The sequence below is a fragment of the Amycolatopsis umgeniensis genome (genome assembly GCF_014205155.1).
GTDB lineage: Bacteria > Actinomycetota > Actinomycetes > Mycobacteriales > Pseudonocardiaceae > Amycolatopsis > Amycolatopsis umgeniensis.
Map to the genome: position 1 here is coordinate 895,166 of NZ_JACHMX010000001.1, position 15,417 is coordinate 910,582.

Here is a 15,417-nt window from a genome sequence, read left to right on the forward strand (position 1 = left end):
GCCCGATCAGGACTCCCTGCGCCTCCGTCCGGCGAGCAGGAGCAGCGCGCCGATGGCGAGCATGCCGAGCCCCAGGATCGACATCGTCTTCACCGGCGAACCGGTGACAGCCAGGCCCGGCCGGTTCGGCGGCTGCGGGTTCGGCTTGTCCGGCGGCTGCGGCGTCGGCGGCACCCGGGTGTCGGTGCCGCAGTCGGGGTTCGCCGAGCCCGGCGGGCAGTTGCCGCCTGGGGTGTCGGACGTGACCACGTTGCGGAGCCGGTGGTCGCCGGTCGCCGGCTTCCGCAGGGTGACGGCGTAGGTGACTGTCGCCTTCTCCCCCGGCTTCAGCTCGCCCTTCCAGGTGAGCTTCGGCGCGGAGTAGGTGACCGTTCCCGTACTGGCCTTCGCGGTTCCGTCGAAGGTGGCGTCGTCGAGCACCTGGGTCAGGTCGTCGGTGAACGTCGCGCCGTCCACGGTGGTCTGTCCGGTGTTCTCCACCGTGACGGTGTACGTGACGACCTCGCCCGGTTTCGCCTCCGTCTTGTCGACCGTCTTCTTGATCTTCACGCTGGACAGCGGCGTCGTCGTGCCGCACTTCGGATCCTTGCTGCCCGGCGGGCAGTTCCCGCCGGGGGTGTCGGTCACGATGGTGTTGGTCAGCTTTCCGTCGCCGTCGGTCTTGGTCACCTTGACGCTGTAGGTGACCGTCGCCGTCTGCCCGATCTCCAGATCACCGGTCCAGGTCAGCTTCGGTTCCGCGTAGGTCACCGCGCCGATCGTCGCCGCACCGTCCTTTTGGAACACCGCGTCGTCGAGGACCTCGGTGAGGTCGTCGGTGAACGTCGCGCCGGTCAGCTTCGTCTTGCCGGTGTTGCGCACCGTCACCGTGTACTTGACGACGTCGCCCGGGTTCGCCGTGGCCTTGTCCGCCTTCTTCTCCAGCGAGATACCGGGCACCGGGGTGATCGTCGAACAGGCCGGATCGTCCGACTGCGGCGGGCAGGTGCCCGGCGTGTTGGTGCTGACGGTGTTCCGCAGTTCGTGGTCGCCCGTGACCGGGTTCTTCACCTTCACCGAGTACTTCAGCGTGGTCGACGCCCCCACCGGGAGATCGCCGGTCCACACCAGGTTCGGCGCGGTGAAGGCGAACACCCCGGCGACCGGCGCCGACGCGGCGTCGTTCCGGTAATCGGCGTCGTCCAGCACCTCGGACAGATCGTCCGTGACCCGTGCGGCGTCCTCGCCGACCAGGTCGACCTTGCCGGTGTTGGCCACCATGACGGTGTAGGTGACGACGTCGCCCGGGTTCGCGGTCTGCTTGTCCGAGGTCTTCTTCACCGTCAGTTCGCGGGAGGGCACGTCCGCGACGCAGTTCGGGTCGTTCGACCCCGGCGGGCAGTTGTTGCCCGGCGTCTCCGAAGTGACCACATTGGACAGTTTCTTGTCACCGGTGTCCGGGTTCTTGATCTTGACCGTGTAGGTGATGGTCGAGGTCTGCCCGATGTCGAGCGAACCGGTCCAGGTCAGCTTCGGTGCCGCGTACGAGACACCGCCGATGGTCGCCGCGCCGTCGTTCTGGTAATCGGCGTCGTCGAGGACTTCGGTCATGTCGTCGGTGAAGGTGGCACCGTCCTGTTTGGTCTGACCGGTGTTGGTCACGGTGATCGTGTACTTCACCGTGTCACCGGGGTCGACCGACTTCTTGTCCGCGGTCTTCTTGATGAGCAGTCCCGAAACCGGCGTCGTGGTCCCGCACTTCGGATCGGTCGAACCCGGCGGGCAATTACCGCCCGGTGTGTCCGAGGTGACGCCGTTGACGAGCTTCTTGTCGCCGTCACCGGGATTCTTCACCTTGACCGAGTAGGTCACCGTGGCCGTTTCGCCGATACCGAGGTCACCGGTCCACGTCAGCTCGGGCTCCGCGTAGGACACCGCGCCGATCGTCGCCGCACCGTCGTTCTGGTAGTCGGCGTCGTCGAGGACCTTGGTCAGGTCGTCGGTGAAGGTGGCGCCGGAAACCTTGGTCTGACCGGTGTTCCGGACGGTCACGGTGTACTTGACCACGTCACCGGGGTTCGCCGACTGCTTGTCGACGGTCTTCTCGATCTCCAGCCCCGAAACCGGTGTCTCCGTGCCACAGGCCGGATCCGTGGACCCCGGCGGGCAGTTGCCGCCCGGGGTCTCCGACGACACCGCGTTCTTGAGCCGGTTGTCGCCGGTGTTCGGGTTCTTCACCTTGACCGTGTAGGTCACCGTCGACTTGTCACCGACACCGAGGTCACCGGTCCACGTGAGCTTCGGTGCCGCATAGGACACCGCACCGATGGTCGCCGCGCCGTCGTTCTGATAATCGGCGTCGTCGAGAACCTGGGTCAGGTCGTCGGTGAACGTCGCCCCGGTCAGCTTCGTCTGGCCGGTGTTGGTGACCGTGACCGTGTACTTCACGACGTCACCCGGGTTCGCCGACTGCTTGTCGACAGCCTTCTCGATCAACAGACCCGACACCGGAGTGGTCGTGCCGCACTTCGGATCCGTCGAACCCGGCGGACAGTTCCCTCCGGGGGTCTCCGAAGTGACCGTGTTGATGAGCTTCTTGTCGCCAAGGGCGGGGTTCTTGACCTTGACGGTGTAGGTGACCGTCGAGGTCTCCCCGATCTCGAGGTCGCCCGTCCACGTCAGCCTCGGCGCCGCATAGGACACCGCACCGATCGTCGCCGCACCATCGTTCTGATAATCGGCGTCATCGAGAACCTGCGTCAGATCGTCGGTGAACGTCGCACCGGAGAGCTTCGTCTGGCCGGTGTTCCGCACGCTCACCGTGTATTTGACGACGTCGCCCGGATTCGCGGACTGCTTGTCCACGGCCTTCTCGATGAGCAGGCCGGACACCGGCGTCTTCGTGCCGCACTTCGGATCCGTCGAGCCCGGCGGGCAGTTCCCGCCCGGTGTTTCGGACGACACCGCGTTCCTGAGCTGATTGTCGCCGGTGTTCGGGTTCTTGACCTTCACGGTGTAGGTGACCGTGGACGTCTCCCCGATCTCGAGATCGCCGGTCCAGGTCAGCTTCGGCGAAGCGAAGGACACCACACCGATGGTCGCCGCGCCGTCGTTCTGATAATCGGCGTCGTCGAGAACCTGCGTCAGATCGTCGGTGAACGTCGCCCCGGTCAGCTTCGTCTGGCCGGTGTTGGTGACGGTGATCGTGTACTTCACGACGTCACCCGGGTTCGCCGACTGCTTGTCGACCGACTTCTCGATCGTCACACCCGAGACGGGGGTGGTGGTGCCACACTTCGGGTCCGTGGACCCCGGCGGGCAGTTGCCGCCCGGTGTTTCGGACGACACCGCGTTCCTGAGCTGATTGTCGCCGGTGTTCGGATTCTTGACCTTCACGGTGTAGGTGACCGTCGAGGTCTCCCCGATCTCGAGGTCACCGGTCCAGGTCAGCTTCGGCGAAGCGAAGGACACTCCACCGATCGTGGCGGCTCCGTCGTTCTGGTAGTCGGCGTCATCGAGAACCTGGGTCAGATCGTCGGTGAACGTCGCACCCGTCAGCTTGGTCTGCCCGACGTTGGTGACCGTGACGGTGTACTTCACGACCTCACCGGGGTTCGCCGACTGCTTGTCGACCGTCTTCTCGATCAGCAGACCGGATACCGGAGTCGTGGTCCCGCACTTCGGGTCCGTGGACCCCGGCGGACAGTTCCCGCCCGGCGTCTCCGAAGTGACCACATTGGACATCTTCTTGTCGCCGGGGTTCGGGTTCTTCACCTTGACCGTGTAGGTCACCGTGGACGCTTGGCCGATATCGAGGTCGCCCGTCCAGGTCAGCTTCGGCGCGGCGTAGGACACCGCACCGATCGTCGCCGCACCATCGTTCTGGTAGTCGGCGTCGTCGAGGACCTGCGTCAGATCATCGGTGAAGGTCGCACCGGTCAACTTGGTCTGGCCGGTGTTGGTGACGGTCACGGTGTACTTCACGACATCGCCCGGGTTCGCCGACTGCTTGTCGACAGCCTTCTCGATCTTCAAACCCGAAACCGGAGTCGTCGTCCCGCACTTCGGATCCGTCGAGCCCGGCGGACAGTTCCCGCCCGGTGTCTCCGACGACACCGCGTTCTTGAGCAGATTGTCGCCGGTGTTCGGGCTCTTGACCTTGACGGTGTAGGTGACAGTGGACGTCTGCCCCACCTCGAGGTCACCCGTCCACGTCAGCTTCGGCGAAGCGAAGGACACCGCACCGATCGTCGCCGCACCATCGTTCTGATAGTCCGCGTCATCGAGGACCTGCGTCAGATCGTCAGTGAAGGTCGCACCGGTCAGCTTCGTCTGCCCGGTGTTCGTGACCGTCACCGTGTACTTCACGACATCACCCGGGTTCGCCGACTGCCTGTCCACCGACTTCTCGATGATCAAGCCCGACACCGGCGTCTTCGTCCCGCACTTCGGATCCGTGGACCCGGGCGGACAGTTCCCGCCCGGCGTCTCCGAAGTGACCGTGTTGATGAGCTTCTTGTCGCCAGGGTCAGGACTCTTGACCTTCACCGTGTAAGTGACTGTCGAGATCGCCCCGATTTCGAGGTCGCCAGTCCAGGTCAGTTTGGGCGCCGCGTAGGACACCGCTCCAATCGTCGCGGCACCGTCGTTCTGATAGTCGGCATCATCGAGGACCTGCGTCAAATCATCGGTGAAGGTCGCACCGGTCAGCTTCGTCTGCCCGGTATTCGTGACCGTCACCGTGTACTTCACGACATCGCCCGGATTCGCCGACTGCTTGTCGACCACCTTCTCGATCTTCAAGCCCGAAACCGGCGTCTTCGTGCCACACTTCGGATCCGTCGAACCCGGCGGACAGTTACCACCCGGCGTCTCCGACGACACCGCGTTCTTGAGCAGATTGTCGCCGGTGTTCGGGTTCTTCACCTTGACGGTGTAGGTCACCGTGGACGACTGGTCGACGCCGAGGTCGCCCGTCCACGTCAGCTTGGGCGCCGCGTAGGACACCACGCCGATCGTGGCGGCACCGTCGTTCTGGTAGCCGGCGTCATCGAGCACCTGCGTCAGATCATCGGTGAAGGTCGCACCGGTCAGCTTCGTCTGCCCGGTATTCGTGACCGTCACCGTGTACTTCACGACATCGCCAGGATTCGCGGACTGCTTGTCCACCGACTTCTCGATGATCAAGCCCGACACCGGCGTCGTCGTGCCACACTTCGGATCCGTGGATCCCGGCGGGCAGTTCCCGCCCGGAGTGCTCGAAGTGACCACATTGGACATCTTCTTGTCACCGGGGTTCGGGTTCTTCACCTTCACCGTGTAAGTGACTGTCGACGTCTGCCCGATGTCCAGGTCGCCGCTCCACGTCAGCTTCGGCGAAGCGAAGGACACCACACCGATCGTCGCCGCGCCATCGTTCTGATAGTCCGCGTCGTCGAGAACCTGCGTCATGTCATCGGTGAACGTCGCACCAGTGAGTTTCGTCTGCCCGGTATTCGTGACCGTCACCGTGTACTTCACGACATCGCCCGGATTCGCCGACTGCTTGTCCACCGACTTCTCGATCAGCAGACCCGAAACCGGCGTCGTCGTGCCACACTTCGGATCCGTCGAACCCGGCGGACAGTTACCACCCGGCGTCTCCGACGACACCGCGTTCTTGAGCAGATTGTCGCCGGTGTTCGGGTTCTTCACCTTCACCGTGTAGGTCACCGTGGACGTCTCGCCCACACCGAGGTCGCCCGTCCACGTCAGCTTCGGCGAAGCGAAGGACACCACACCGATCGTCGCGGCACCGTCATTCTGATAGACCGCGTCGTCGAGAACCTGCGTCATGTCGTCGGTGAACGTCGCACCCGTGAGCTTCGTCTGGCCGGTGTTCCGCACACTCACCGTGTATTTGACGACATCGCCCGGATTCGCCGACTGCCTGTCCACCGACTTCTCGATCAGCAGACCCGAAACCGGAGTCGTCGTCCCGCACTTCGGATCCGTCGAGCCCGGCGGGCAGTTGCCGCCCGGCGTCTCCGAAGTCACGACGTTCTTGAGCCGGTTGTCACCGGTGTTCGGGCTCTTCACCTTCACCGTGTAGGTGAACTCCGCGCTCTTCCCCGCCGCGAGCGTGCCGGTCCAGGTGAGCTTCGGATCCACATAGGACACCGAGCCGGGCGACGCGGTGGCGTCGTTCTGGTAGACCGCGTCGTCGAGTACGCCGGTCAGATCGTCGACGACCTTGAGGCCCGCCGCGGTCACCCTTCCGGTGTTGGTGACGTTGACCGTGTAGCGCACGGTGTCACCGGGATTGGCGGACTTCTTGTCCGCGGTCTTCGTCACCGTGTACGACGGCGAAGGCACCTTGGTCTTCGCGCAGGCCGCGGCGGGATCGTCCGGGCACCGGTTGTCGGGTGGGACGACCGGCGGCGGTCCGATCGGGACGGTCGCGCGGTTCACCAGTTCCTTGCCGATGGCGGCTTCTTCGACCTTCACCCGCACGGTCAGCGTGGCCGTCTCCCCGATGGCGAGGCCGTTCACGGCCCAGTCGATCGGCCCCGTACCGGACGCCGTGCCCTTCGAAGGCGCGGACGACACGTAGGTCGTTCCCGGCGGCAGGGTGTCGCGCACCGTGAGCGCGGGAACGGGGATCACGCCGGTGTTCCGCAGGGTCACCTGGTAGGTCAGGGTGTCGCCAGGGATCGCCTCGGCGAGGTCGACCGACTTCGTCAGCTGGTACCCCGGCGAGGCGACCGTGTTCCGCACCGTGTTCGAGGTGCGTTCCTGCGGGCGGCCGGTGTCCTCGCCGCGGAAGGTCAGCTTGCCGGTGTTGTCGAGTTTGGTGCCGTCCGGTACCGAGGCGCCGACCTTGACCTTGAAGGCGACCTTCTGCGATTGCCCTGGCCTCAGGTTCCGCAGTCCGCAGGTGACCACCTGCCCGGCGGCCGAACAGTCCGGATTGGACCCGGCCACGAACGTGACGCCGTCCGGCAGCGTGTCGGTGAGCACCACGTTCGTCGCGGTGTCGAGGTCGGTGGTGGTGCCGTCGGCGTGCCGGTTGACCACGTCGAAGGTGTAGGTGACGTCGCTGCCCTTGGTGACGTACCCCGGCGGGCTGTCGTTCGTGTTGCCGACCGGATCGTTGGCCTTGGTGATCTGCAGATCGGGTTCGAGCGCGTCGGTGACGAGCCAGACCACCTGTGGGTACAGCGCGTCGCCGGTGGTGCCGATCTTCACCTGGAGCGCGCTGGTGCCCGCGGGGACCTTTCCGGTGATGTCGATGCTGCGGGCGTCGTACCCGACGTTGTTCACCGGATTGGGATTACGGGTGGTGACGTTCGCGCCCGAGCCGTTGGCCGCGACCTTGTCGATCCGGCTGGTGAACGCGTTGTTCGTCACCGTGCCCGCGGGTCCGGGCAGGGAAATGTCTTGAAGGCTGCTCGCGTTCGGCCCGACCTGGAGGTAGTCACCCGAGATGGGTGCGTCGCCGTCGCCTGCCACGATCCCCAGTTCGACGTTCGGCTGGCGTGACGTCGGAGCCTTGATGCCGCTCAGCGCGATGGTCGACGAGGTCGGCGCGCCACCGCCCGCGACGCGCTGCAGACCGTCCCACACCTGCAGGTAGCGCAGCGGTTCGCTGGGGAGCTCGTAGGCCACCACGAGTGACCAGCCACCCCAGCAGCCGAGGTTGGTCCCGCTGATCGACTGGCCCTGGCAGGCCTGGATGTCGGCGACCGTGTACTGGCCCACCCCGGCCTTGACCACCGCGTCGGTGACGTCGGCCGCGCCGCCGTAGGTGTACGGGACCGGGAAGCCGGACGTCGCCAGCGCGGGGAACCAGTCGTAGGTGTCGGCGGTGATCCGCTGATAAGTGCTCGAACCCGGAGCCTTCAGCGAGACCTGGTTGCCCCGGGAGCCGTCGCCGGAAGTCCCGCTGGAGGCGACCGGGTTGAACTGCCAGTACAGCCGGGCGTTGAGCACCTTCGCGCCGGCCGGGATGGTCAGGTTCGCCGCGGAGGCGGTGTTGCCGGGCGCGGCCGGATCGGTCTTGATCCACGACACCGGGCTCGCGTTGCTCGCGGAGGCGTCACAGACGACGCCGAAACCACATTGCACGACCGAGTTGGCGGCCATGGTGATCCCGCCGTGCGCCAGCCCGGAATACACCGGCTCCGGCCCGATCGGCCGTTCGGTGCCCGCACCGCGCGGTTGCGTCTGGGCACTCGCGGGCAGCGGGGCACCCATCAGCAGGGCCACGACGACCACCGTGAGCAGTGCTACGCCCCGGCGCCACCGATTTCGCCCACGCCGTTCCGCCATGCCGCCTCCGCCTCACCCCTCGCTTCCGTCGGCCCAGGTCAGGACGGCGGGGACAGCGAGCCCGATCGAAGGTCATCCTGTGTCGGCAAGATCGTCGACGGCAACCGGGACCGGCGGTGTTCCCTGGATAAAACCCGTTGAGTGGCGTCAAAACCCCCGGACGGGTGATGAATGGGCACCCCACTGTCCACAACGGACGAAATTCGAGGATGTGGCGTTTAACCGCGAAAACTGCCATCGTCGAACGCGTGATCGATATTTCTTACCGTGGTTCCGGTCCCTATTGCTACGCGAATTCCCTCGCGATGATGCTCGGCTCCGAGGCTCCGTCGACAGCAGTGCTCGAAACCGTGACCGGCAGTCCCTTCGGCATGCAGCTGGTCGGCGGGGAGCTGCCGTTCTTCGACGCCTTCGGCTGGGATCCCGACATCGGCATCGGCGAGGCGCTCGAGGTCCTCGGCTGGAGCGCGGAAACCGTGAGCGAGCCGGATCCGGACGCCGCGTTCGCGCGGCTCGTCGCAAGCCTGGCCGACGGACCGGTCATGGCGGGCCCGATCGAAATGGGGCATCTGCGCTACCAACCAGGGATGACCGGCCCGATCGGCGCCGACCATTTCCTGGTCGTCCTCGCCTCGGACGACGAGTCCGTCACCGTCCACGATCCGCAGGGATACCCGTACGCGCGGCTTCCCCGGGCGGAGTTCGCCGCCGCTTGGCGGGCCGAGACGGTCGCCTACGGCAAGCCGCACACGATGCGCACCGACTTCCGCCGCCACACCGTCGTGGAGGAGGACGCCGCGATCGCCGGGGCACTCCCCCGGGCGATCGAGCGGCTCTGCGGAGAGACCGGTGCCGGACTCCCGCCGGGCAGCCTCGGCAACGCCGACGCAGCACTCGCGCTGGCCGCCCGGATCGCGTCCGGCTGCGATCCTGAACTGCGCGGGCTCCTCGTGCACTTCGCGATTCGCGTCGGCGCCCGCAGGCTGTCCGACGCGTCGGCGTGCCTGCGCCGGATCGGCCGCGACAAGGCCGCCGAAATCGCCACCACTCAAGCGCGTTTGGTCGGCTCGTTGCAGTACGACCTGGTCACCGAGGACGACGTGCGCGCCGCGGACACGCTCCGGAAGCTCGCGCCGACCTACGAAGAACTGCGGCCGGCGCTCACAGCATCTTGACGATCTCGCGGACGATCACCTCGGGCTCGGTCTTCGGGACGTAATGACCGGATCGCTCCGCGATCACGTGCCGCCCGCCGGGTGAGAGGGCCACCCGGTGGGCGTGGGACGCGTTCGCCCGCGCCCGCACACCGGCGGACATCCCGTCCCCGCCTCGCCCGCCGGACACGACGGTGACCGGGATGTCCGCGAGCACCGGCGGATCGTGCCGCCAGACGGCCAGTTCGTCGAGGAAGGTGCGGGCCTGCTCGCGGTGGGTCCGCATCGTCCCGATGGTGAAGGCCTCGCGTTCGAGATCGCGGCGGACGTCGTCCGGGATGTCGCGCAGCAGACCGCGGAAGACGACCTTGAGCAGGCCCAGCCGCGCGAGCGAGGTGCCGAGCCCGATCATCACGCGTTCACCGGTGCGGAAGGCGCGGCCGAAGAGCACGTCCGCCGCCTCGTCGGTCGGGTCGACCAGCACCAGACCGGCGATCCGCTCCGGACGGCGGGCGGCGGCCTGGCGCACGATCGGCCCGCCCGCGCTGTGCCCGGCGAGGACGTACGGGCCCGGGCCGAAGTGGTCGAGGAGGTCGTTGAGGTCGTCGGCCATCCTGCGCAGCGTCCGGCCGCCGGGGTCGGGGGCGCTGCGGCCGAGCCCGGAACGGTCGTAGACGATCGCGCGCGTCGACCTCGCGACCTCCGGTTGGACGGTCGCCCAGGACGACCGCGTCGCGGCGGCTCCGGCCTCGAACACGACCGTCGGCCCGGTGACTCCGCCGGGCCCCGGCAGCACCATCGCGTGGAGCCGTCTGCCGTCGCGGGTGACGACCCAGTCCGGCTCGCCTTGGGTATGGGTCATCGTGCGGTGATCCTCCAGCCGGTGGCGTCGATCTGCCGTCGCCAAAAGTCGGCGAATCGTCCTTGCCTCGCAAGGAGTTCCTCGACGGTTCCGTCCTCGGTGATCGCACCGTCCTCCAGGAAGACGACCCGGTCGGCGTGCCGCATGCCGGCGATCCGGTGAGTGACGATCACCCGCGTCCGCGGCACGGGATCGGCGCTGAGGGACCGGACGACGGCGTCCTCGTTCTCGGTGTCCAGCGCACTGGTGGCCTCGTCGACCAGCAACACCGGCGCCGGTTTGAGCAACGCGCGGGCGATGGACACGCGCTGCCGCTCACCGCCGGACAGCGCGCCGCCCGCCTCGCCGACGGCCGTGTGCTCGAGCAGCTCGTCGACCCTGGCGAGGGTGACGACCTCGGCGACCCTTTCGTCCGTCGCCGAGGGATCCCCGGCGAGGACGTTGTCGCGCACCGAACCGTCGAACAGGTACGGCTGCTGGAAGACAACGGTGACCAGCTCCCGGCGGTCGGTCGCGGACAACTCGGCGAGATCCGTCCCGCCGACGAGCACCCGCCCGCTGGTGGGCTGGTGCAGACCGGCGAGCAACGCGAGGACGGTGCTCTTGCCCGAGCCGGACGGCCCGACGATCGCGGTCGTCGTCCCCGGTTCCAGGGTGAGGGCGAAGTTCTCCAACACGTTCTCGGTGCCGGGCGAGTACCGGAAACCGACGTCCTCGAACCGGATCGGCGGCGCTTCCTTCCCCGGTGGGACGGCCTCTCCCGACGGGGTCACGGGCGCGGTGAGCACGGTGCGGATTCGGCCGAGTGTGGTGGTGGCGGTCTCGATACCGGGCGCGAGATCGCCGAGCGCGGTGAACGGTTCCAGGTACCTGGCGAGTACGACGATCAGCGCGATCGCCTCGGGCACACTCAGACTTCCTTGCGTGGCCAGGAGGACGGTCGTCCCGGCGAGCAGGACCAGTGCCAGTTGACCGGCGATGCCGAACAGCACCTGCCCCGGGATCTGCAGACGCAGGAGCCGGACGGTGGCGCCGTGGTGCGCGGCGAGCGCGGCACCCGCGTGACTGCGCGCGGGTTCCACGCGACGGGCGGCGCGCAAGGTCTGCTGGGTGCGGGCGAATTCGACGATCCGCTCGGTCAGCACGGTGTTCGCTTCGGCCGCCGCGTTGTCGGCACGCCGGGTGATCCGCCCGGTCGCCCACAACGCGCCCAAGAGCACCGGGACCCCGGCCAGCGCGGCGACACCGAGCGGCCAGGCGATCGGCAGCAGGGCCAGCGCGATCGCGATCGGCAGCAGGACCGCGCCGATGAGCGGGGTGAGCAGGTAGCCGACCAGGCCGACGAGGTCGGGACCGGTCGCGGCGATGGCCTGGCGGGCGGTCTGGGTGTGCTCACTGTCCAACCAGGACAGCCGGACGTTCGTCAGATGCTCGGCGACGTCGTGCTGGGCGTGGTCCAGCACCCCGAATCCGAGGTCGAACCCGAGCCGTCCCACGACCGCGTCGACAGCCCAGCCCGCCGCGGTGACGGCGGCGAGCGCGCCCAGCCAGGGCAGGGCTTCCGCGGGGTCGGCACCGAACAGGGCGCCCACCAGCGGCACGAGCAGAACGACACCGACGGCGCGCAGCAGCACCGAAAGCACGGCGAGCACGTTGTAAAGGCGGAATGTCCGGCGCTGCGTCTCGGGGATCAGCCCCAGCAGTGTGCGGATCACGCGGTCACCCCCGCGCCTGCCCCGGCCTGCCACAGCCGGGCGTAACGGCCGTCCGAAGCCAGCAGTTCTTCGTGGGTCCCGCTCTCGGCGATCTCCCCGCGGTCGAGGACCACGATCCGGTCGGCGCCGGTGACGGTGTGCAGGCGATGGGCGATGACCAGGACGGTCCGGCCCGCGGTGAGCCGGTCGAGTGCTTGTTGCACGAGGTACTCCGACTCGGGATCGGCGAAAGCGGTCGCCTCGTCGAGGACGAGGACGGGGGCGTCGGCGAGGATCGCGCGGGCGATGGCGACCCGCTGGCGCTCCCCGCCGGACAGCTGGGAGCCGGCGCCGAGGACGGTGTCGTAACCCTGCGGCAGCCGCAGGATCCGCTCGTGGATCTGCGCGTCGCGGGCCGCGGCGACGACCTGCTCGTCGGTGGCGTCGGGGACGGCGAGGGCGATGTTCTCCCGCACGGTTCCCTGGACGAGTTGCGGATCCTGCAGCACGAATCCCACCCGGCCGTAGAGTTCGTCGGCGGCGAACGAGCGGATGTCGGCACCACCGACCCGGATCGCCCCCTCGGTCACGTCGTGGAAGCGCGCGACCAGGGCGGCGAGGGTCGACTTCCCCGCGCCCGACGGGCCGACCAGCGCGGTCACCGTGCCGGGACGCAAGGTGAGAGTGACGTCTTCCAGTACGGGAACGCCGGTGCGGTAGGCGAAGCCCACCCTGTCGAGCTCCACTGTGCCCGGCTCGACGCCGTCCCTGGCTTTCAGCTCCACTGTGGACAGTTCGGGTTCGTCGAGGACGACCTGGATCCGGCGTGCGGCGAGCATCCCCTCGCGGACGCCGCCGAGACCGTAGCCGATCCCCAGCAGCCGTGCGCCGAAAGTGGTGCCCAGCAGGAGGAACGGGATCAGCGTCACCGGTTCCGTGCCGCCGCCCGCCACCATCAGCGTGCCGACGCCGGTGATCAGGAGCAGGAAGGTGGCGGGCCGGGTGGCGAAGTCGAGCATGGTCTTCTTGCCGGTGAACGGCCGCTGCCAGTCGCCGAGGAAGCCGATGTACTCGTCGAGCCGCCGCCGGAACGACGACGCCGCGGCACCGCCGAACACGCGGATCACCGGCTGCCCTTCCAGGTACGCACCCGCTTCGCCTGCCATCCGTTCCGCCCAGCGCATCGCCTGTCCGGTCTTGGGTCCCGATTGGACGACCATGATCGACGTGGTGACGAGGTAGACGAGGATCGGGACGAGCAGGACGAGGGCGAGCCGCCAGTCCACCGCGAACAGGTAGGCCAGCACCGCGACCGGCGCGACGACGGCCGCCACCGCGTCGGGGACGGCGTGCGTGACGAGGTAGTGCAGCGAGAGCGTGTCACCCTGCACGAGTTTCGCGACCGCGCCCGAACCGCGGGCGGTGAACCAGCCCAGCGGCAGCCTCGCGAGTTTGCCCAGCAACCGCTGCCGCAGGTCGCGGGCGAACCGCGCGTCGGCGGCGTGCAGCCAGAGCACGACCGCGGATTCGAGCAGTGTCCCCACGCCGAGCAGCACCAGCGCCGAGACGCCGAGCGCCCACAGCGATCCGCCGCCCGCGAGCAGCCGCCGGACCAGTTCCACCAGCAGCACGAACGGCGCGAGCCGGATCAGCGTCACGACGGCCTGCAAAATCCCGGCGAAGATCAGCGTCCGCCGCACCGGCGCGAGGAGCCGTCCGGCGGCCTGTGCCCGCCAAGCTCCCTTGGGCGCCTTCTCGACGGGCTTCGGGGTTTCGGCGGCCGGTTCTTCCTTCTCACCGCGGAAAGCACCCATGGCGCGGCCGTAGTACCAGTACGCCCGGCCGTGCACCTCGGATTTGGGGAATCCGAACGTCTCCCGCAACCGGGTCTTGAGATGTTTGAGCGAACCGGCTTCCGGCGCGAGCCACGCCTGCCAGTCCGACCAGTCGCGCGTCTCGATCGCCGCGGCCAGCGTGGTCGCGTCCCCGCGCGGCACCCAGTGCACGGCCAGCCGCGCGTGCTCGCCCAGCGGGATCAGCCGGTCGGTGTCGTCGTGTTCCTCGAGGTACAGCTCGACGGGGAGTTCGGCCGGGACCACTTCGAGGATCGCGTTGATCGCGGGGATCGAGGCGGAGTCACCGATGAGCAGATAGCCGGCGGGTGGTTCGACGGGGACCGCGAAGGACGAGGAACCCAGGGACATCACCGGAACCTTCGACCCCGGTCGCGCTTCACCCAGCCACCGCGACGCGGGACCGGCGGGCTCGTGCAGGACGACGTCGACAGCGAACGTTCCGGTCTCTGGATCGGCCTCGGTCAGCGTGTACGCGCGCTGGAACTCGGTCGGGCCGCCGTCCGGGTCCGGGAACCAGAACCGGAGCCAGGCCGTCGGCTCCACGACGACGTCCTCGAACAACGTCGGCGAGACGAACCGGATCCGCACGAATCGCGGCGTTATCTCTTCTCGTTCGACGACGGTCGCTTCGTGGTCTCTCGCACCGAAACCCCGCATCACCGCGCCTTGGAACCCGCGCGCCATCACAGACCCTCCCCGGTGGCCGCCAGATCGGCCACCATCTCGACGACCGGCCTGCCCGGCGGGCAGGACCCGATCAGCCCGCGAATCGACGCGGTCAGCACAAGCCGCACGTACTCGGGCCGCGGGACCTGCGGCAACGCGGCGGACGGCTCGGCGAGCCGATCGTCACGCGACAACCGCTCGCGGACCGCCTGCCGCTCACGATCCAGCCCGTCGCCGTCACTCTCCTCGGCCGTCATGCTGTTCTCCTCGGACGCGGTCATCGCGATGGTCAGCGACGCGACGGCGCCACTGAGCACGATCGCCGCTCCGGGCTCGTAACCGCGGCGGACGAGGGCGTCGACCTCGGCGTTCAGCAGGCGCTGGCCGCCGTCGCCACGCGGGAACAGCAGTTGCAGATAGGCGACGAGGCCCGGATGCTCCAGCACGAAGGCCCGCATCTGCAGGGCGAAGGACAGCAAGTGCTGTTCGAGGCCGTGCCCGGGATCGTCCCGGAGCCTCAGCTCGGCCAGAATGCTCTCCCCGACCAACCGCTCGAGCCCCCAGCGCCCGTCGACGTGCCGGTAGAGGGCGGTCGCGGTCACCCCCAGCCGGGCGGCGACCGCCTTGACACTGAGCCCGCGCATCCCGAGCTCACGACCGGCCCGCAGGATGTCGTCCATCCCGATCCTGGCCGGACGGCCACCGATGTTCGGCATCTCACCCTCTTCACCCCGGAAAGTTACAGGGGGAAACTAAGGGTGGGCTTACCTAAATGTCAAGACACGGTTCGGAAGCTGTCGCGTAGTCGCCTGAGCACGGCTGGCCGCGTCGAACGGTGCGGACGAAGGGCCCCTTCACACCAGAAGCGGTCGGAACGGCAAGCCCGCGAACGCACC

Annotated in this window: 6 protein-coding genes; 1 reads left to right on the forward strand and 5 read right to left on the reverse strand. The window is 68.1% G+C overall.

Annotated features, from left to right (window positions below):
• Positions 1-6 precede the first annotated feature (6 nt).
• Positions 7-8,289 (reverse strand): DUF7927 domain-containing protein, encoded by an 8,283-nt coding sequence (locus HDA45_RS03895; RefSeq protein WP_184891924.1) that lies wholly within the window; start codon positions 8,287-8,289, stop codon positions 7-9.
• A gap of 248 nt (positions 8,290-8,537) precedes the next feature.
• On the opposite strand from HDA45_RS03895, the gene HDA45_RS03900 reads away from it, so the two are divergent.
• Entirely contained in the window at positions 8,538-9,464 is a 927-nt protein-coding gene (locus HDA45_RS03900) for a hypothetical protein (protein ID WP_343071973.1), read from the forward strand.
• Here HDA45_RS03900 and HDA45_RS03905 read toward each other — a convergent pair.
• From HDA45_RS03905 to HDA45_RS03920, 4 genes are read right to left on the reverse strand one after another with little or no spacing between them, the layout of a single operon-like run.
• Positions 9,451-10,305, reverse strand: coding sequence for an alpha/beta fold hydrolase (locus tag HDA45_RS03905; protein WP_184891925.1), 855 nt, complete (start codon positions 10,303-10,305; stop codon positions 9,451-9,453). The two genes, HDA45_RS03900 and HDA45_RS03905, sit on opposite strands and share 14 nt — an antisense overlap.
• On the reverse strand, positions 10,302-12,020 hold the full coding sequence (locus HDA45_RS03910) for an ATP-binding cassette domain-containing protein (protein ID WP_184891926.1): 1,719 nt from the start codon (positions 12,018-12,020) through the stop codon (positions 10,302-10,304). The genes HDA45_RS03905 and HDA45_RS03910 overlap by 4 nt, the downstream gene beginning before the upstream one ends.
• Complete coding sequence (locus tag HDA45_RS03915) at positions 12,017-14,539, reverse strand: ABC transporter ATP-binding protein/permease (protein WP_184891927.1); 2,523 nt, start codon at positions 14,537-14,539, stop codon at positions 12,017-12,019. Before HDA45_RS03915 ends, HDA45_RS03910 begins: the two co-directional genes overlap by 4 nt.
• A complete protein-coding gene (locus HDA45_RS03920; protein WP_184891928.1) occupies positions 14,539-15,237 on the reverse strand; it encodes a TetR/AcrR family transcriptional regulator in 699 nt (232 codons plus the stop codon). Before HDA45_RS03920 ends, HDA45_RS03915 begins: the two co-directional genes overlap by 1 nt.
• Positions 15,238-15,417 lie beyond the last annotated feature (180 nt).